The 18,809-nt window shown below is 35.8% G+C and carries 18 protein-coding genes; 7 read left to right on the top strand and 11 right to left on the bottom strand.

What is annotated here, in order from left to right; genetic code table 11:
- Positions 1-4 precede the first annotated feature (4 nt).
- Positions 5-976 (top strand): chorismate-binding protein, encoded by a 972-nt coding sequence (locus AC5YGG_RS11370; RefSeq protein ID WP_496144607.1) that lies wholly within the window; start codon positions 5-7, stop codon positions 974-976.
- Between the two features lie 289 nt (positions 977-1,265).
- Here AC5YGG_RS11370 and AC5YGG_RS11365 read toward each other — a convergent pair whose 3' ends face one another.
- From AC5YGG_RS11365 to AC5YGG_RS11315, 11 genes are all read right to left on the bottom strand, one after another.
- A complete protein-coding gene (locus tag AC5YGG_RS11365; protein WP_076549088.1) occupies positions 1,266-1,463 on the bottom strand; it encodes a hypothetical protein in 198 nt (65 codons plus the stop codon).
- 5 nt (positions 1,464-1,468) lie between these two features.
- Positions 1,469-2,071, bottom strand: coding sequence for a MarC family protein (locus tag AC5YGG_RS11360; protein ID WP_496144606.1), 603 nt, complete (start codon positions 2,069-2,071; stop codon positions 1,469-1,471).
- 44 nt (positions 2,072-2,115) lie between these two features.
- The gene (locus AC5YGG_RS11355) at positions 2,116-3,855 is read right to left on the bottom strand and encodes a BatD family protein (protein WP_496144605.1); all 1,740 of its coding nucleotides are present in this window, start codon (positions 3,853-3,855) and stop codon (positions 2,116-2,118) included.
- Positions 3,855-4,598: a tetratricopeptide repeat protein gene (locus AC5YGG_RS11350; protein WP_496144604.1), complete on the bottom strand. Its 744-nt coding sequence runs from the start codon at positions 4,596-4,598 to the stop codon at positions 3,855-3,857. The genes AC5YGG_RS11355 and AC5YGG_RS11350 overlap by 1 nt, the downstream gene beginning before the upstream one ends.
- A 98-nt stretch (positions 4,599-4,696) precedes the next feature.
- The gene (locus tag AC5YGG_RS11345) at positions 4,697-5,704 is read right to left on the bottom strand and encodes a vWA domain-containing protein (protein ID WP_496144603.1); all 1,008 of its coding nucleotides are present in this window, start codon (positions 5,702-5,704) and stop codon (positions 4,697-4,699) included.
- On the bottom strand, positions 5,704-6,696 hold the full coding sequence (locus AC5YGG_RS11340) for a VWA domain-containing protein (RefSeq protein WP_496144602.1): 993 nt from the start codon (positions 6,694-6,696) through the stop codon (positions 5,704-5,706). The genes AC5YGG_RS11345 and AC5YGG_RS11340 overlap by 1 nt, the downstream gene beginning before the upstream one ends.
- The gene (locus AC5YGG_RS11335) at positions 6,689-7,585 is read right to left on the bottom strand and encodes a BatD family protein (protein ID WP_496144601.1); all 897 of its coding nucleotides are present in this window, start codon (positions 7,583-7,585) and stop codon (positions 6,689-6,691) included. The genes AC5YGG_RS11340 and AC5YGG_RS11335 overlap by 8 nt, the downstream gene beginning before the upstream one ends.
- A 55-nt stretch (positions 7,586-7,640) precedes the next feature.
- Entirely contained in the window at positions 7,641-8,504 is an 864-nt protein-coding gene (locus AC5YGG_RS11330; protein WP_496144600.1) for a DUF58 domain-containing protein, read from the bottom strand.
- Positions 8,505-8,562: 58 nt separating this feature from the next.
- Positions 8,563-9,018: a GNAT family N-acetyltransferase gene (locus tag AC5YGG_RS11325; protein WP_496144599.1), complete on the bottom strand. Its 456-nt coding sequence runs from the start codon at positions 9,016-9,018 to the stop codon at positions 8,563-8,565.
- A complete protein-coding gene (locus AC5YGG_RS11320; RefSeq protein WP_496144598.1) occupies positions 9,018-10,022 on the bottom strand; it encodes an AAA family ATPase in 1,005 nt (334 codons plus the stop codon). Before AC5YGG_RS11320 ends, AC5YGG_RS11325 begins: the two co-directional genes overlap by 1 nt.
- 269 nt (positions 10,023-10,291) lie before the next feature.
- Positions 10,292-11,593 (bottom strand): hypothetical protein, encoded by a 1,302-nt coding sequence (locus tag AC5YGG_RS11315; protein ID WP_496144597.1) that lies wholly within the window; start codon positions 11,591-11,593, stop codon positions 10,292-10,294.
- Positions 11,594-11,823: 230 nt separating this feature from the next.
- Between AC5YGG_RS11315 and AC5YGG_RS11310 the strand changes: the two genes are divergently transcribed.
- From AC5YGG_RS11310 to AC5YGG_RS11285, 6 genes are all read left to right on the top strand, one after another.
- Positions 11,824-13,161 (top strand): peptide-N-glycosidase F-related protein, encoded by a 1,338-nt coding sequence (locus tag AC5YGG_RS11310; RefSeq protein WP_496144596.1) that lies wholly within the window; start codon positions 11,824-11,826, stop codon positions 13,159-13,161.
- Positions 13,162-13,459: 298 nt separating this feature from the next.
- Positions 13,460-13,930 (top strand): DinB family protein, encoded by a 471-nt coding sequence (locus AC5YGG_RS11305; RefSeq protein WP_047095244.1) that lies wholly within the window; start codon positions 13,460-13,462, stop codon positions 13,928-13,930.
- Positions 13,931-14,033: 103 nt separating this feature from the next.
- A complete protein-coding gene (gene rlmB / locus AC5YGG_RS11300; protein ID WP_065393313.1) occupies positions 14,034-14,771 on the top strand; it encodes a 23S rRNA (guanosine(2251)-2'-O)-methyltransferase RlmB in 738 nt (245 codons plus the stop codon).
- Positions 14,772-14,808: 37 nt separating this feature from the next.
- Entirely contained in the window at positions 14,809-15,858 is a 1,050-nt protein-coding gene (locus AC5YGG_RS11295; protein ID WP_496144595.1) for a DUF6263 family protein, read from the top strand.
- Positions 15,859-15,928: 70 nt separating this feature from the next.
- Positions 15,929-16,159, top strand: coding sequence for a hypothetical protein (locus tag AC5YGG_RS11290; RefSeq protein WP_496144594.1), 231 nt, complete (start codon positions 15,929-15,931; stop codon positions 16,157-16,159).
- Between the two features lie 31 nt (positions 16,160-16,190).
- On the top strand, positions 16,191-18,731 hold the full coding sequence (locus AC5YGG_RS11285; protein WP_496144593.1) for a YfhO family protein: 2,541 nt from the start codon (positions 16,191-16,193) through the stop codon (positions 18,729-18,731).
- Positions 18,732-18,809 lie beyond the last annotated feature (78 nt).

Genomic DNA, 18,809 nt, shown 5'->3' with positions numbered 1-18,809 from the left:
GCTAATGATTTATTTCAAATTTCCCTTTAACGAAGGATTATATTCTGTAAACGAAGAAACCAATACCAATGCTGTCGATTTTTTTTCATATAACAGCCTTAATCAAATAAGTTTCAAAGGAAACATTATTGAAGTCAATACTAATGAATTTAACAGTTATTCAATAACCAATGAACAACTGATACATGATGCCACCAACTTTATTCCTGAAACCAGGGAAGAGTATTGTGATACATTACAACGCGTGATTGAGGTGATCAAAGAAAATAAGTTACCCAAATTGGTATATTCCAGAAGAAAGATTTTTACAGACTTTAAGACGATTGATTATAAAGAAAGCTTCAACAATCTTTGCCAAACATATCCGAATGCATTCAGATATATATTTAATGACGGAGAAAACGCATGGATGGGAGCTTTTTCGGAGGTTTTGGGGAAATTCGATAAGATAACCCATCAATTTGAAACTATGGCATTGGCGGGTACTCTTCCTGTCACGGAAGAATGGTCTGAAAAGGAAATCGAAGAACAAAAACCTGTGACCAGCTATATTCAGGATATTCTTAAAAACTATTCTGATCAAGTTCAGCAATCTGAGACCTATGATCATGTTTCTGGAAATATAAAACACCTGCGTACGGATTTCAAAACAGTAATCAAACCTGAAGATCTTGACAGTCTGATCAAGGATCTCCACCCTACTCCGGCTGTTTGTGGTATTCCAAAAGATTTCTGTAATGAAAATATTCGCAAGTATGAAAAATTCCCACGTGAATTCTATGCAGGATATATTAAAATTGAAACAGAAGAAAATATTTTATATTTTGTGAACCTTAGATGTGCAAGACTTTACAAAGATTCTGTACATGTTTTTGTAGGAGGTGGAATTACGGCACAAAGCAATCCGGAAAAGGAATGGATTGAAACAGAGCTTAAATCTGAAGCAATCCTTAAAAACCTTGTGGTTTCTTCTTAAAATAGAATGTCTTTTTTGGTATAAATTACGCAAACTTTCTTCCGATGTTTGCGTATTTTTTTGTGATTAACACGGGGAATATTGGTGTGAATTTGTTTTGTGAAATATCAGGGTTTGGCTAAAGCCGTTTGATAGGGCATTTTTGTTTGGCGGGCTAAAACTCACCTCTATTAATCTGATATTAATCCTCCCTTAGATAACGAAACAGTTACTTAAGAGCCTTACTTTTAATCATAAAAAACCTCCTTCAAAATGAAAGAGGCTATATCTATAATATCAGTATATGAAATTATTTTTTCACACCGATTCTGCTCCAGGTATCCATTACAAAAAGTAAGATAAGACCTATTGCAGCTGCAGCTGCAGAAAACACAAACTTAATGTTGTCTTCATCAGCAATAAGATCATTCTGCCAGTTAATAGCATACAAATTAATAGCGATGAAAACGATGAACAGTACTAAAAATACTTTATAAAACTTCTTCATAATTTTTAAAAATTAACATAATTCAGCACCAATTGGGCAAAATTTGCAGTGAATAATTTAATTGAAATTGCTAAAAGGATAATACCGAAAACTTTCTGAAGAATCATCAATGTAGCATCTCCAATTTTCTTCTCTAACCATTTCGCTGATTTCAGCACCAAATATACGAAAATTGTATTAAGAATAATTCCGCAAATAATATTAATATCATGAAATTCAGCTCTAAGGGATAAGGCAGTTGTTAAGGTTCCGGCACCTGCTACCAGCGGAAATGCGATGGGTACAATGGAGGCAGCCTTTGCTTCTGTTGTTTTATTGATTTCAATTCCTAAAATCATTTCCAAAGCTATGACAAAAATCACAAAAGCTCCGGCAATGGCAAAGGAATTTACATCCACTCCGATCAGTTTAAGAATTTTGTTTCCTACAAACAGAAAAACAATCATAATTGCTCCGGCAGTAACTGCTGCTTTACCAGCCTCAATTTTTCCAAATTTTTGCTGAAGGCTTACGATAATAGGAACTGAACCGATTATATCAATAACGGCAAAAAGAACCATAAAGCTGGTAACGATCTCTTTGAAAGAGAATCCATCAAGAATTTCCATCCCTTTGTAATTAAAAATTTCGCAAAAATATGAAAATAAATTGACTATTTGCTAATTTGTGAATAGAAATTAACAATAGTTTTCAAAAGTTCTTCAATTCCCTCCGAAGATTTCACAGGTGAATATTTCTCCATTTCAATTCTTTGCTGCAAATTTCCATATTCTTCTGCTACTGAAGATCCTTTGTGCTTTTCCAGAAAAGTCTTAAACTCCGTAACAGAGCCTTTGAAATACTGATTTCTGACCTCCTGATCCAACTCCTCCAATGTTACAAAGAACTTATCATATTCATTGTTGTCTTTAAGGTTTTCAAGATATCCAAAATAATCATTGATGTCTGTTTTCATCAACTCTCTGATTTCCTTTTCAGTTTCCGCCACAGAACCCAATGGTTTTTGAGATGCGGTTTCCCTAACTAATGTACGTTTTTTTTGCCAAGTTTTAAATAAAACATAAGCAATAAATAAACCTAAAAGAATAGCAATATTAGTCAAAAGAATACTCCAATGGAATTTACTTTTTTCCTTTACTTTAAATGAAGTCGTTTTTAAAACAGGCGTATTTACCGTTTCAAGTAGATTATTGGTGTATTCATTTACTTTCTCCACCGTAGTTCGTGATTCCATGATCTGATCATGAGAAAAAGTTTTTACAGCTAACGTCTTCTGTCCGACATCTACATAGTCTCGATCTTGAGGATCAAAAAAAGCAAATGGTTCTGTTTTAATTGAAATATCCCCTGATTTATTCGGAATGATGACATAATTGGCAAGAACGACTCCCTTCATGCCTGTAGTACCCGGAGATACTTTAGACGTAATTTTAGGAGCAAAGATTTCATAATCCGGTGATGCAGCAATTTTAGGAAGCTCAAGATCCGGTAAATTTCCTTCCCCTGCTACTTTTACCACAACATTCATTGGTTTTTTTGCTTCCGGTTTTTCTTTTGAAGTGCTGTATACACTTACATTAAAGATTCCTACAGCATTTTTAAAGCTTTCGGGAGCGCCTTCTGGAAGTTTTCTGACATTCAGTTTTACCTTATTGGAAATAATTTTATTCTTGTGAGAATACGTACTTACTGAAGCAGATACTCCAGGTACTTCTACATATCCTGCTTCATTCGGGAATACCATGAACATTGCCAATACCTGAGATGCCATATTTCCGTTACCGGAAGGATCTATCTCCGATTTGGAGAAATTGATAGGATGTACGTTAATATTATCCTGCTGAGGAAGACGGATATTTTTTACTTTACGAAGATTATCAATATTTCTGGAATATACTTTAAGCACGGCAACGGTAGGCTGATCCTGGTATACTTCCCTGTCTTCAATCTCCATATTCAGATATACTTCATTGGAAGTGTTGCTTGCCAGCGCTCTCTTGTCAACAATATCACGAATATTGACGTCAAAAGGTTCTGTTTTATAAATTTTATTATTAACGGTCACCAGAACGGAACCGATCTTTATTTTACCTTTTTTCTTTGGCTCAAGCGCAATTCTGGATACTTTTTGAGTAATCAGGGTATTGGTTGCCGGATCTATAACGGTATTGGTAACGGATCCACTGCCTATAATATTAAATTTAGAAAGGTCCGGAAGCTGGAAACCTGTTTGCTGAACAAGATCGCTCCCGTTAAGTTCAAGAATAATGGTAAGGTTTACAATATCCTTTCCACCATATTCATTTTTATCTGCATCAAGAGAAAGATTTACCTGTCCGTAAGTAATTACGGATGCCAGAGTAAGCAATATGTAAATCCATTTGTTCTGCATCACCAATCTTTCTCGTTGCTTTCAGGCATCGAATAAGAATTCTTATTTAAAATTCTTTTGGCGGTTTCTTTTTCCTTATTATTTATTTTATCCAAGAGAGCATCTTCGAGGTTCTTTGGCATTTTTCCTTCATTATTCTGATTCTGTTGAGGGTTATTTCCCTGATCACTTTTGCCTTCGTTCTGCTGACCTTTTCCCTGATCCTGTTTTTGGTCTTTATCTCCTTTCTGATCTTCACCTTTGTTCTGATCATTTCCACCGCCGCCTTTTCCTGAGCTATTCTGCTGGTTATTCTTCTGTTCTTTCTCTTTTTCCTTCAGCTTAGCAATCTCATAATTTTTTCGGGTTGCTTCGCTATATGGGTTTTGTTTCAGAGCCTTTTTATAATAATCTGCCGCTTTTTCCGGCTGGTTCATCTGCATATAAGCATTTCCCAGATTATGAAGTGCAGCTGCTTTATCAGGAAGGGTCTGTGAAAGCTGCTCTGCTTTTTCATACTCTGCTTTTGCCTCTTCATATTTTTTGCTCTTATATAATGCATTCCCCATATTGTAATGAGCCGTAAAATCTTTTTCGTTGGATTTTACAGCTTCCATATATTTTGAAGAAGCTCCATCATAGTCTTTACCATCAAATTTCTGATTGCCTTCATGAACCAATGTTCTATAGTTTTCCTGCCCAAACATAAAGCCTGAGAAGGAGAAAGCAACTATTAACGCTAAAAATATGATTTTAGTATTCATCACTTGCAAAATTATTCCTTTATATGTTAAGAAACAGAGTTTTATTTGTTAAAATTCGGTTAAAGTAGTCTTTACAATCATTATTCATAATAGGGAGACTAAACATTAAAGTCATTTTTAGGATTAAAAATATAAATTAAAAAGAAAAACAGGATAGATACAGCCAAAAAATATTGGTAATAATGATTGGCATTCTGCGATTTTACCAGCGTTTCTGATCCTGAAGATTTTTTATTGATCGCTTCAATGATTCTGTCAGGTGCTTCATTGATATTATTTCCGTCTATGTAAGTACCACCTGTAGATCCTGCCATTTTATTTAAAGCTTCGGTCTGTCTTTTTGAAATTACCGTATTTCCGTTCATATCAGACTTGTAACCCATCAGCTGTCCGGCTGTATATTCAGGAACAGGAGCGCCTTCATCTGACCCTATTCCTACGGAAGTAATGGTTATTCCTTCTTTATTAGCAAGTCTTATAGCTGCGTTATCATTTCCTTCATTATCTTCACCATCGCTCAGCAATATAACTTTTCGTGAACCTTTACTTACATTTTTAAATTTTTCTACTGCTGCCTGCATTCCTTTCAGAAAGTCTGTCCCTTGAATTTTCATAGAACTGGTTTCAACTCCGGAAATGTAGGTTTCAGCAGAATTATAATCTGTTGTCAAAGGCATAATAGAGGTTGCCTGCCCTGCAAAAATTACGATTCCAATTTTATCGTTATTCATTTTCTGCATGGTATTTATCATCAGATTTTTTGCCTCTGTAAGACGGCTTGGTTCAATATCTTCCGCATTCATAGAATTGGACACATCCAGCATGAAGATCACGTTATTCAGTTTCTGATTGCTCTTTACTTCTTCCGAACCATTCAGAAGATCAATAATAGAGAATATCAGGAATAGCGTACCCAAGAGATATAATGCAGGAAAAAACTTTGTAAATCCTGAATTTTTTTCAAATAAATTATCATGAAACTGGCTTGCTGCAAACAGGTCTCTTTTTTTCTTTCTCCATTTTAAAAAACGGATCAAAAAGGAAGCTAACAGCGGCAGAAGCAACAGTAAAAATAAATACCAATAATTTCCTAACGACCAACTCATCAGCTTAAAATTTTATAAAATACCCATCTCAACAACGCATCAAAAAACAAGACTCCCAATGCTATCCAAAGAAAAACAGTGAAGTATTCCTGATAGTTATAAAGCCTTGAAACCTTTACATCTGATTTTTCCAATTGGTTGATTTCATCATATACTTCTTCAAGACTGCTGTTTGAAGTTGCTCTGAAGTATTTGCCTCCTGTAGTTTCAGCAATTTCTCTTAACGTATTTTCATCAATGGCAACTTCTGTTTCAGTAAAGATAAGATCACCAAAAAAGTCTACCGCAGTAGGCATTAATGCGTATCCGTTTGTTCCGATACCGACGGTGTATACTTTAATATCATTATTTTTTGCAAGTTCGGCAGCAAGTTGTGGCGGGATAGCATTTTCAATATTACTTACTCCATCCGTCATCAGAATGATCACCTTACTTTTAGCTTTACTTTTAACCAGGTGGTTTACCGCAACAGAAAGTCCTTCTCCAATAGCTGTTCCAGGTTCAAGCCCTGTAGAATTAAGGTTTTTAATTTCATCAATAACAACCTGATGGTCTGATGTTACCGGAACTTTTGTAAAGGCTTCTGCAGCATATGCTACCACTCCTATTCTATCATTGGGGCGTTTCTGTACAAATTTTATGGCAATATCCTTTAACGCAGTGATACGGTCAGGATTAAGGTCTTTCGCCAGCATACTGAGGGAAACATCAATAGAAAGCATTATATCCACACCTTTTGTATCGTCTCTGTCTTGTGAAACGGTAAAGGTTCTGGGTCTTGCCATGGCAATAATCAGAGCGGAAAGAATGATATACTTTGATATTTTTAATAAAAAAAGCACGCCTTGAATTCCCCCGCTGGAATCCATATTTTTTGTGGTAGGAACTTTTATGCCTTTTCTTTTCTGTTTTCTGACATCTTTTATAAAAAGCGGAATAAACAGCAGAAAAAGTAATAAGAACCACGGACTGTAAAACTCAAAATTAAACATCTTTTCTTAAGTTTTCAAATTCTAAGTCCTTGGATGATCTTTTCACAAACTCTCTGATATTGGCAAAGTCCTTCTCCATGGTTTCCTGATCGGGAAAGGTTTTGGCAAACTTCACCAGATCTCCTCTAAGGAAGACGTCTTCAACAACTTTTTCGTTATCCTGAGAAATGGTATTATTCTTTTTCATCACATCAATAAGGTCATCCGTAAGAAGAACATCTGCCGGAAGATGATATTGTTTGGTGATAAAATTTCTGGAAATATCAATCAGTTCAACATAAAATGAGCGGAAGTTTCCAGCTTCTATATATTTTTTCTTTTTAAGGGAGTCAAGTTCTTTTAAAGTCTGATTGGTTGCTACCGCAGGGGTACTTTTTGATTTTCTGCCCCATTTTACAATCATAATGATGGCAAGGATGAGTGCAATAGCAGCTATTGCAGCGAGAATATAGAATTTATAAAGCTCCCAATAGTCTTTGGCTTCCAGTTTTACTTCTTTATTTTTCATAATGTCATTAATCTGATCAGCTTTTTGGGCTGTATTAATGACTTCAATTTCATAAGGAATTGTTTTAAGAACTTTATCTCCTACTTTGAAATCAAGTTCGGGAATTGTAAATTTTCCTTCTTCAAAAACGGCGAATTCTATTTTTCTTTCGTATAAATTGGTATTCTGCCCTATACTGTCTTTAGTTTCTTCAAAATGAAAAGGAAGCAATTCATTTTTAGGTGCAGAAATCACTTCCTGCCCACGAAGGTTATCAACTTTAATGATAAGATGATTGATTTCTCCCAACGCAATAGTTTTCTTCTCTACATTGGAAGACAATATCTGTGAAAAAGCATTTGCACAGATCAGGAAAGATAGTATTAAAAATATTTTTCTCAATGTTTAATAAATAATAAAGGTAAAACCTTATGTTTTTATGCGGGTAAACCCCGATTTACTTTTTCTGAAAGTAATTATACAACAATTTTGAATAATCCGACCCTGTATTAATATTCATAAAACCAGCCGAACTGTTTACAAAATCTTCTTCCAATGCTCTTAATTTCTGTTTTTGAGCTTCTGCGAAAGTATACCTCCATCTTGCACTAGATGTATTTGCCCATATTTGTTTTCCTGTTTCGGCATCATATAATAAGGTATAGCCTACATCAGGAATTTCGTTATCTTTTTCATCGAATATTCTCATTCCCAACAGCTGATGTTTCTTGGATGCTACTCTCAGCATTTTGGAGTCATATTCGTCTTCAAAGTCTGAAAATAAAAAAACAAGAGATTTTCTTTTAAAAATTCCCATCATATATTCCATAGCTTTATCTATTTTGGATTCAGCAGGAACATAATCTGCGGTGAGAATATTACTGATAATGGAAAGAATATGTTTTCTTCCTTTTTGGGGAGGAATCACTTTGTATACTTTATCTGCAAAAAGGATCAATCCTACTTTATCGTTATTTCCGGCTGCTGAAAATCCTAAGCTTGCTGCGATTTCGGCTACGTATTCTCTTTTCAACTGAACTTTGGTTCCATAATCCATTGATGCGGAAATATCCACCAAAATCATCATGGTAAGTTCTCTTTCTTCTTCCATAACCTTTACGAAAGGCTCACGAAAACGCGCTGTCTTGTTCCAGTCGATTCTTCTGATCTCATCGCCAAACTGGTAAGGACGCACTTCTGAAAAAGTCATTCCCTGTCCTTTAAAGGCACTATGATATTGCCCCATCAAAGCAGCCTCCGTCTTTTTTCTGGTACGGATTTCTATCTGCTTTACTTTTTTTACAATATCTTTTATCTGCATAGAAGGTTTATGTTTAAGGGTTCTCCGGATTTGAGTTCGGGATTTCCTTTTTTAATTCTTACTTAAACTCAATGGATACATTCAACCATTCATCGTCAAACTTCGGGCTGTATTTTTTATAAAAATTGATTGCAGGCTCGTTCCAGTTCAATACCTGAAATACCATTCCGCTGTATTGGTTTGACTTTCCGTATTCTAAAGTAGCATCAAACAAAAGCTTTCCGATCTTTTTCCCTCTCATTCTTTCTGTTACCACAAGATCCTCAAGGTATAATCTTCTTCCTTTCCAGGTAGAATATCTGTCATAATATAAGGAAATCCCAACAATTTCACCATTCAATTCTGCTACAAAAGCACCCCAAACAGGAGATGCACCAAAGCCGTCTGCTGTAAATTCTTCCAAGGTTACAGTGACTTCGTGTAATGCTTTTTCGTATTCTGCAAGTTCTTTAATTAGTTCAAGCATTGCACCACAGTCTTCCTGAGTTGCTTTTCTGATTATTACATCACTCATTATGGCGCCTGAATTTTTGCTAAGATTCTGTTGATAATTTCTTCTGTTGTAATTTCCTCCGCTTCTGCTTCGAATGTTAAGCCCATTCTATGTCTTAGAACATCTTTTGCCAAAGCTTTTACATCTTCCGGAATAACGAAAGCTCTTCCTTTTAAGAATGCATAAGCTCTTGAAGCAATGGCAAGATTAATAGATGCTCTTGGAGATGCTCCGAAGCTGATATAATTTTTAAGCTCAGATAATCCGTAGTTTTCCGGGTAACGTGTTGCAAACACCATATCCAGAATATATTTTTCTATTTTTTCGTCAAGATAAATCTGATTAATCAGCTCTTTTGCTTCTACAATATCCTGAAGTGAAATAACCGGTTTTACCGTTGGCTGATGGGAAGTGGAAACCATTCTCATCACTTGTCTTTCGTCTTCAAAAGAAGGATAGTCGATGGTACATTTCAGCATAAAACGGTCACTTTGTGCTTCCGGTAATAAATAAGTTCCTTCCTGATCGATAGGGTTCTGCGTTGCCAACACCAAGAATGGTTTTGGAAGCTTCATGGTTTCATCGCCGATAGTCACCTGTTTTTCCTGCATTACCTCTAAAAGCGCAGACTGTACCTTTGCCGGAGCACGGTTGATCTCATCCGCAAGTACGAAATTGGCAAATACAGGACCTTTTTTTATAGAGAAATCATTGTCTTTGATATTATAGATCATTGTTCCCACAACGTCTGCCGGAAGTAAATCCGGAGTAAACTGAATTCTTGAGAAGTCACCATGAACAGCATCCGCCAAGGTTTTAATGGCTAAGGTTTTCGCCAGCCCCGGAACTCCTTCAAGAAGAACGTGACCATTTCCTAAAAGCCCTACCAAAAGACGGTCTATCATATATTCCTGCCCAATAATAACCTTGTTGATTTCTTGTCTCAGAAGAGAGAATAAGTAGTTTTTTTCTTTTACTTTTTCCGTCAACTGGCGGATATCTTCTGCTTGATGTATATCTGACATAGCTTGATTTAAAATAAGTGGTAAATTTCTGATAAATACTTGCATTAATCAACACAATGAATGCCATATTTGAGTTAAAGTTTGTTAAAAATTCCGGGTTTAACAAGCCTTTTAGAATTCAGCATACGGATGATACGAGTTATAGGACATAGGTCCGGCAGTTCTTTATCATCTTTTATATTATTATTCAATCTGTTATAAAAAATGTTGTGATACGGTATACCACAACATTTTTATTTGATTTTAAAAATTTTTCTTAAAATGAAAAATTAAGGTCTTGTAATATTTATTGTAAACACATCTTCCGGTTTATCTACAGAATCTTCGTAGGAACCAACGTTTACATAATATTCAGTTCCTGCGGTTGTCTGAACTACAATTGTTTCGGAAGAACCGCCACCGTTATTATCCATTGTTCCCACACAAACTAAATTAGTACACGTTCCGCTATACACTCCTATTTTAGGATCAAAAGAAGCAACCCCCGGACTAACTTTAATCGTATACGGGGTTCCGTTTCCTGTAAACTTAAACCATAAACCGTCATTCATACCGTCGTTTGCGCAAGCTAGTGCAAATCCGCCATTATTAGTAGAGGACATTCCGTCTGCCTGCACGTACGTATAAGGGTATTCAGAAACCTGTAGAGCCCCCGAACACTCATCATTTGCAGGGATAGGAGGAATTGTTTTAAAAGTATAATCAATACAACCCGAAGATTCTCCATTAGCTGAAACAGACGTAACTTTTAAATAGTAATTCGTATTTCGATTAAGAACAATAGAAGGTGAAAGACTAAAGTTCGTACCATTTACAGCCTGATGATTGATCACATCTGTGGCTCCTGGGCTTGTGCCTAAAGAAATTCTATAAGAATCTGCCCCTGAAACCTGCTGCCAGGTAATGGTAGGTGACAATGAAATAAATTGAGCATTATTAGCAGGATAAATAACAATAGGACATCCCGGAGCAAGGTTAGCCGTTAATCCGGTAATACTTATTGCAGATTTATAATCTACCCTGATCCCACCCGGAGGAGCCGCCGGATCTACCACAGCACGATCACCTTTATAAACAAGTGTAGAATTTTGTAAATACGGATAAACTTTGAAAGCTTCGTCAAAATTATTAATATCAATACTTGGCAAATTTTCTTTTACCGCAATAACCAAATTATCAGTATTATTATACGCAAATGGAGTTGTAAAAACGACTTCCACTTTGTTACCATTCTTAGTTACTGTCCCTGCAAATACCTGAGTAAGCTGCGAAGAGGGAATCCAGTCTGTACCGGCTACAAAAGTCATTTTTGAGGTATTCCCAAGGTAAATTGTCCAGTTTGAGGAATCATTTATTGTAGCAGAAGGATCAACATAAAAGGTAAATCCTGTAATATTTCCGGCTGCATTAGCATTAATTTCCTGCTTAGGGTATATCTGCTGAACATAGGAATAGGAAAAAAAGCTACTTACAGGGGCACTACCCACTGCTGAACTTCCAATATTTAAATTGATCTGAGCATTTATACTCAACACTACAAACAAGAAAGATAAAAGTAAAATTCTTTTCATTATTAATAATATTAACACTAATTACCTTGCTAATTTAACAATAAAAACAGAAAACACTATAATAAAAAAAATATTAACTCTCTAAATTCATTATAAAATAATATTTCAACTTGAAAACATTTAATTATTTTGATTTTTATTCAATAAAAACATCATAAATAACAAAAATAACAACCAAAAAAGGAAATCCAAATGCATATTTTAATATATTTACAACAAATATCAATCATATGTTTAAAAGATTACTTTTTTCAGGGCTCTTATTATCCGGGCTGTTCAAATCGCAATCTACCAGTATGACCAACCTGATTTCGGATGCTGTATATTATGATGGTTATGCAGCTACCGTATCTACTCCTGTTCCTACGGGTTTAATAAGACTGGGAAATACCAGATATGCGCGAAAACTGACAGATGCTGAATTAAATTCCTTTAAAGCAAAAATTGCCATGAGGGTAACAATAGGTGCTTTATGTGATAATTATGATCGGCTTGGAGAGGTATTTCTGGCTATGGTTCCAAAAAACCAGGCTACCTATGAGATGAATGATCCTAATGTAAAAAGAATTGAGGTCGGGAGATACATCACTCCTTTCATGAACAAGAACCGTTCTCCGATTGAAGTTCCTTACACCTACGACATCAGCAATCTTTACAGCGTATTTCATGATACTACGCTTCGTAATACTTATGATTTATATATGGAACTGGATGTTTTTGGAGTTCCTTATGCTGCTCAAACCCAGGTTCAGGGATGCGCTAACAGAATTGATGTATTTTCGGGAACACTTACTTTTTTCTCTACAGATAATGGTGCTACTCCAAGTGACTACAATACTCTAGCCCCGCTCTTGAGCTACAACCGATTAAACAATTATAACAGCACTGATGTTACTGGTGAAACGGTAAGACTTGTAAACTTCAATCTGCCGGAATCAGTTAACAATGCAAAGTTTTTCGTCATTTCCACCCCTCATGGAGCCAATAGTGGTGGTGAAGAATATATCAGAAGGCAGAATTTCACTTATTTAGACGATGTACAGGTACTTACCTACACTCCCGGCGGAACATCCTGTGAGCCTTTCAGAGTTTATAATACTCAGGGCAACGGAATCTATGGAACCACCCCATCATCATTTGCCGAATGGACTTCGTGGAACAATTGGTGCCCGGGAAATTCAGTTCCTATCAGAAGCTTTACACTACCTAATGTATCGGCTGGAAACCATACATTAAAGCACAGCATACCAACGGCTGTTTTCAACCAGCAACAAGGTGATGTTTATCTTTCAGTATATATGCAGGGAAAAAGTAGTGCTTCACTGAACGTTCAGGATATTAAGACAATAGATGTGAATATATACCCTAACCCTACCGCAGATTTTGTTAATGTAAAATCTAAAGAAGACGTGGCTTCAATGACTCTTTTTAGTATGGATGGGCGCAAATTAGCAGAAACCTTCAGAGAAAATAAAATTAATCTTTCATCTTACACTTCAGAGGTCTATTTTTTAAATATTGTATTGAAAAACGGAGTTACTTTTAAACATAAGATTATCAAGAAATAAGTTCAATTCTTAAATTAATCTAAAGAAAATCATAAAAAATAGTCAATAAATTAATATAATTCCCTCTTTTGAACATTTTTCAGGAGAGGGATTTTCATTCATAAAAACAGACAATTATATAGACGATCAAAGTTAAATTTTCTAAAAGCCATTACAATCCCATCATTTTTTTTCATTAAAACAAAATAATAAATAATGCTTTTTTTCATGGATCAGGAATTTTTGCTTTAATCCTTCAGGCAAAAAATTGTCATTCCCAGATTATTAAACTATTTTTGGAGATTAAAATTTCTGCAAAATGAATTATCATTTTCAAGCACACAGACAGGTAAGAAAAAATCTTTTAGACATCCTACAGAACACCTCTCACGAGGACCTTCTGCTGATTCCGGATGGTTTCAACAATAATATTTACTGGAATATTGCCCATACAGTTGCTACACAACAACTGCTGCATTATTACCTTAGTGGAAATCCTTTCCGCATCGATAAGTATTGGATTGAAACTTACAAAAAAGGAACATTACCTAATTTGAATGTCCAAAAATCGGAAGTGGAAGATCTTGAGTTTTTACTTACGGAAACCTCAAAAATCCTGATGAAAGACTACGACAGCGATTTCTTTTCAGATTATACTCCGTACACAACCAGTTTTGGCATGGATTTGAAGAGTATTCAGGATGCTATTATCTTTAATAATATGCATGAAAGCCTGCATTATGGTTATGTAATGGCGCAGAAAAGAGCAATTTTAGGAGAAAAATATTAAAAGGAAGCCGGAAAAAGGAGTCCGGAAGTTTGTAGTCCACACCAACCAAGAACTTTCAAATCCAGAAATCCGATAACCTAAACATAAAATTTTAGACAAATCAATGAAAGACGATTTTATTTTCGGGCTGCGTCCCGTGATTGAAGCAATTGAAGCGGGAAAAACGATTGACAAGATCTTTGTGCAAAATGCACTTCAGGGTCCTATTTATGCTGAACTGAAAGCAATTTTAGCAAAAAATAAAATCCGTCCCAACTATGTTCCGGTTGAAAAACTGAACCGTTTTACAAGAAAAAACCACCAGGGTGTGGTTGCTTTTATTTCGGATGTTCCGTTTCATAAAGTGGAGGATATTGTACCACAATTATTTGAGGAAGGAAAAACTCCTTTCTTATTGATTTTGGACAGACTTACTGATGTAAGAAACTTCGGAGCTATCTGCAGAACTGCTGAATGTGTAGGGGTAGATGCTGTGATTATTCCTGAAAAAGGAGCAGCTCCTATTAATTCTGATGCTATTAAGACTTCTGCAGGAGGTATTTATAATATCAAAATCTGTAAAGAAAACAACCTTGCCCATACTGTAGATTTCTTACAGCAAAGTGGAATTACGGTGTTTGCAGCATCTGAAAAAGCACAAAAGCTGATCTATGATGTCAACTTTACAGAACCATGCGCTATTGTTATGGGTAATGAAGAAACCGGAATTTCGAAGGAAGTACTGCATCATTCTGATGAAAAAATAAAACTTCCTATTGAAGGAAAAACTCAATCACTGAACGTTTCTGTTGCATGTGGAGCAATCTTATATGAAGCTGTAAGACAGAAAATGTTGAAATAATTAGTACCAATAACACAACACTTAAAAAAATTAGAAAATGAAAAACATAGCAGCATTAGCGCTAATCTCATCTATAGCACTTGTTTCTTGTAAAAAAGAAACGGCAAAAGTAACCAAGGTAGATCCTAAAACCGGAAAAACAGTTACAGTAGAAGTTCCGGCTGATTCTGTGGCTAAAGTTGTAGAAAATCCAGCTATTAAAGACTCAGCAGGTATCGTTACACAAACTTTTAAGCTTGAAAAAGGAAAAACATATCCTCTTACAACATATCAGAGAGATACGAAAACGATGACTGACCCTCAGGGGAAATCTATGACGGCTACTTCGGAATCTACAGATGAAATGAACTTCACGGTCAATGATATTAAAGGAAATGTTTATGAAATGACCCTTAATCTTGTTGCTAAAAGAAGCTCGCAGTCTGCACAGGGAAAAACAATTGTAGTAGATACAAAACTTCCTATTCCTAAAGAAGATGAGCTTAAAATGATCTGGAATATCAACAGAGCCCTTACAAGCAATAAGCTTGACATGAAAATGGACAATAAAGGGAATGTAATTTCTATCACAGGTTTTGATGCTGTTTACACAAAAGTATCCAATGCTGTGGGAATGCTTATCAAAGATGCTAATGAGAAAGCAAGCGTTGTGGCAAGCTTAAAAGAATCTTTCAATGAGAAAGTATTGAAGGACCAATTCAATAAAAACCTTGTTATTATTCCTAAAAAAGGAGTAAAAATTGGTGAAAAATGGACAACTTCTGAAAATGCTGACCCAAGCGGAAGTATTAAAGTTACTTCAAACTATGTCCTGAAAAGCTTAGGAAACGGAGTTGCTGAAATTGGTGTGACAGGTGGTATTCCTAAAAAAGAGGATAAGAAAACCCAAGGAGGTGTTACGCATAGCTTAAGCAGTGAGTTGGTTCAGAACGGAACGATTAAGTTCGATGAAAATTCAGGATGGATTACTAATCAGAACATCACTGTAAAAACAACACAGATTGAAACGCTTTCTGACGGAAAACAATCACAGTCTATGAAAAGTGTTTCTAATTCTTCTGTAATGGTAAATCCTTCTGCAAAATAATTAAAAATAAAACGTTTAAGGTTCAGTATAAAAATGTAACGCTGAGCCTTAAGCTTTAAATTCAAAAGTTATGAAGTACATTCTTGAGTTAGTACTCTCTGCTATCGTTATTTTCTTTGTCTGGAATATTCTGAAAAGGATTTTCTTTAAGACCTTTTACAGCTACAGGTTCAATAATCAGAGCCAAAATAACAAACATCAGGATATCAACAACTCGAATAAGAATAACAAACAAAACCTCAAATGGGATGCAGAAACCGTAGACTATGAAGAGGTAAAAGAGAGTAATGACAAAAGGTAAGAATTCCAAGAAATAAAAGATAATAACCAGCATGGCGAAAAACAAAAACTTAATTTATATTGCAATTTCATTAGTAGTATTTATAGTTTTAGCATTTTTATATTCAACTCCAGTATTTTCAGGAAAACAGCTTTTCCAGCATGATATTGTACAATACCGAGGAGGGGCAAAAGAACTGCTAGACTATAGAGCCAATACCGGAAATGAAACCTATTGGAGTGACTCCATGTTTGGGGGAATGCCGACTTATCAGATGGGTAGCCAATTTAAAGGTGATATCATCAAAAAGATCGACAGCAATCTGAATTTCCTGCCAAGACCAGTTAATTATCTCTTCCTGCTTTTTGCAGGTTTTTTCCTTTTGGGAATGGTAGTGGTCAGAAACTGGAAGTATGCCCTGCTTGGTGCCACCTTCTTTGGTCTTTCCACTTATTTTTACATTATTATCGCGGCGGGACACAACGGAAAAGTAAATACCATTGAATATTTTGCTCCGCTTTTAGCCGGAATTTTATTAGTTTATATCCGAAAACAATACATCTGGGGATTCATTGTAACAACCCTTTTTATGGGTCTTCAAATTGCTGCGAACCACCCGCAGATGACCTATTATCTGTTTATTGCCTTAGGATTTTTATTCCTGTCTGAACTGATCAGAGCGATTCAGAAAAAGACACCGATGAAGCATTTCCTTATTTCTTCAGGAATCATTGCAGCATCTTGCATAATCGGAGTTGGAATGAACTCTCAAAGAATCATGGCAAATTCTGAGTATGTAAAAGAAACCGTACGTGGAAAACAGATTTTAACAAACGACAGCCATACTTCAGGAAAATCCGGAATGGATAAAGAAAGTATGCTGATGTGGAGCTACGGGCAACTTGAAACATTAAACCTGTTCATCCCAAGATTAATGGGTGGCGGAAGCCAGGAACCTGAAGGAAAAGCAATGATGAACAGAGTACAGGAACTTGTTCAGGAAAATGTAGGTTCACAGGCTGAAATGGATAGAATTTCAAAAGGTTTCAGCGGAATGACATATTGGGGAGATCAGCCCGGAACTTCCGGACCGGCTTACCAGGGAGCCATTGTATGTTTCCTTGCCCTGCTAGGATTCTTCTTCGCATGGAAAAAATACCGTTACTGGATCTTAGGAGCTTCAATCTTAACCATTCTTTTGGCTTGGGGAAGCAACTTTATGCCATTATCTGACTTCTTTATTGATTTTGTTCCGTTTTACAACAAATTCAGAGCTCCATCTTCAATCCTTGTAGTGGTTGAGTTACTATTCCCTTTAATTGCTATTTTAGGGTTATACAGATTCTTTACAGACGAAAAACTTACTGAGGAATACAAACAAAAGATCCTTATGTATGTAAGTGGAGGAACATTAGGATTATTATTAATTCTTTTAATATTCGGAAAATCATTATTGGGATTCTCTACAGCTAATGAGAAGACATACTTCCCTCCTTTCCTACTGGATTACCTTGTAGATGAAAGATATAAACTCTTCAGAATAGATGCCATCAAAGCATTCATCTATGTTGCCATTACAGCAGCAGCATTATTCTTAAGTTTAAAGAAAAAACTTAACCAGAATATTGCTTTGGTTGTGATTGGTGTTGTAAGTTTATTTGATCTGTGGACCGTAAACAAACGTTATTTAAATGACGAAAATTATGTAGACAAGATCTTTGCTGAAAACCCTTTCCAAACCGAAAGCTCAGACTTATTAGCGGAAAAAGTACAGGGAAATCCAAACCTTGAATCTATTTTATCTACAGTAAATATCAACAAGACCTTAGAAACAATTGCTGATAAAGACAAAGCACACTACAGAATCTATAACCAGACTTTAGGAGTAACAAGTGAAACAAATACCTCCTACTTCAAAGCTTCTATCGGTGGTTATCACGCTGTAAAACTGAGAAGATATGACGATGTACTTAACGAGTATATCAATAGCATCGATAGTGTGAAGACACCAAACATTCTGAACCTATTGAATGCAAAATATATGGTCTTTGGAGGTCCTGAGCAGCCACAGGTTGTTCCCAATCCAAAAGCTAACGGAAATGCATGGTTTGTAAGCGACATTAAATTTGTTGATACTCCAAACGAAGAAATAAAATCTATCGGAGTAATTGACAATAAGAAGACAGCTGTTGTAGCTTCTTCGGACAAAGCCTATTTTGATAATAAACCTGTTCAGCCAGACTCTACAGCATTCCTTACCCTGACAAAGTATGAACCGAATGAACTGGAATTCAAATCTCAGTCGAAAACCCCTCAGCTTGCTGTTTTCTCTGAAATTTATTATCCTCACGGATGGAAGGTTTCTGTAGACGGAAAAGAAGTTCCTTACATTAAAGCAGATTATTTATTGCGAGCAGTTCATGTACCGGCAGGAAGTCATCAAATCAGGATGGTCTTCGAACCTGAAGTGATTGAAAAAGGAAAATGGCTCTCTCTTCTTAGCTTCGGATTATTCATCGCATTGGCTGCCTTTGGAATTTTCTGGATGAATAAAAACAGGAAAAAAGAAATTGTAGCACAAGAGAAAGTCTAATCTATATAAAGCTATATATTGCGATATGTAATTCTGAATGAAGAGATAGAGTGAGTTCTTCACTACGCTTCGCTCCGT

The organism is Chryseobacterium sp. CS2K3 (assembly GCF_059515185.1).
This window is presented reverse-complemented; position numbering and strand designations above follow the sequence as displayed.

What these genes read in the sequence shown, in the direction of transcription:
- AC5YGG_RS11345 (WP_496144603.1), bottom strand. Translation starts at nt 5,704, where the DNA reads ATGAGTTGGTCGTTAGGAAATTATTGGTATTTATTTTTACTGTTGCTT.
- AC5YGG_RS11285 (WP_496144593.1), top strand. Translation starts at nt 16,191, where the DNA reads ATGGCGAAAAACAAAAACTTAATTTATATTGCAATTTCATTAGTAGTA.
- AC5YGG_RS11325 (WP_496144599.1), bottom strand. Translation starts at nt 9,018, where the DNA reads ATGAGTGATGTAATAATCAGAAAAGCAACTCAGGAAGACTGTGGTGCA.
- AC5YGG_RS11365 (WP_076549088.1), bottom strand. Translation starts at nt 1,463, where the DNA reads ATGAAGAAGTTTTATAAAGTATTTTTAGTACTGTTCATCGTTTTCATC.
- AC5YGG_RS11340 (WP_496144602.1), bottom strand. Translation starts at nt 6,696, where the DNA reads ATGTTTAATTTTGAGTTTTACAGTCCGTGGTTCTTATTACTTTTTCTG.
- AC5YGG_RS11355 (WP_496144605.1), bottom strand. Translation starts at nt 3,855, where the DNA reads ATGCAGAACAAATGGATTTACATATTGCTTACTCTGGCATCCGTAATT.
- rlmB (WP_065393313.1), top strand. Translation starts at nt 14,034, where the DNA reads ATGAAAGACGATTTTATTTTCGGGCTGCGTCCCGTGATTGAAGCAATT.
- AC5YGG_RS11360 (WP_496144606.1), bottom strand. Translation starts at nt 2,071, where the DNA reads ATGGAAATTCTTGATGGATTCTCTTTCAAAGAGATCGTTACCAGCTTT.
- AC5YGG_RS11370 (WP_496144607.1), top strand. Translation starts at nt 5, where the DNA reads ATGATTTATTTCAAATTTCCCTTTAACGAAGGATTATATTCTGTAAAC.
- AC5YGG_RS11295 (WP_496144595.1), top strand. Translation starts at nt 14,809, where the DNA reads ATGAAAAACATAGCAGCATTAGCGCTAATCTCATCTATAGCACTTGTT.
- AC5YGG_RS11305 (WP_047095244.1), top strand. Translation starts at nt 13,460, where the DNA reads ATGAATTATCATTTTCAAGCACACAGACAGGTAAGAAAAAATCTTTTA.
- AC5YGG_RS11290 (WP_496144594.1), top strand. Translation starts at nt 15,929, where the DNA reads ATGAAGTACATTCTTGAGTTAGTACTCTCTGCTATCGTTATTTTCTTT.
- AC5YGG_RS11310 (WP_496144596.1), top strand. Translation starts at nt 11,824, where the DNA reads ATGTTTAAAAGATTACTTTTTTCAGGGCTCTTATTATCCGGGCTGTTC.
- AC5YGG_RS11350 (WP_496144604.1), bottom strand. Translation starts at nt 4,598, where the DNA reads ATGAATACTAAAATCATATTTTTAGCGTTAATAGTTGCTTTCTCCTTC.
- AC5YGG_RS11320 (WP_496144598.1), bottom strand. Translation starts at nt 10,022, where the DNA reads ATGTCAGATATACATCAAGCAGAAGATATCCGCCAGTTGACGGAAAAA.
- AC5YGG_RS11330 (WP_496144600.1), bottom strand. Translation starts at nt 8,504, where the DNA reads ATGCAGATAAAAGATATTGTAAAAAAAGTAAAGCAGATAGAAATCCGT.
- AC5YGG_RS11315 (WP_496144597.1), bottom strand. Translation starts at nt 11,593, where the DNA reads ATGAAAAGAATTTTACTTTTATCTTTCTTGTTTGTAGTGTTGAGTATA.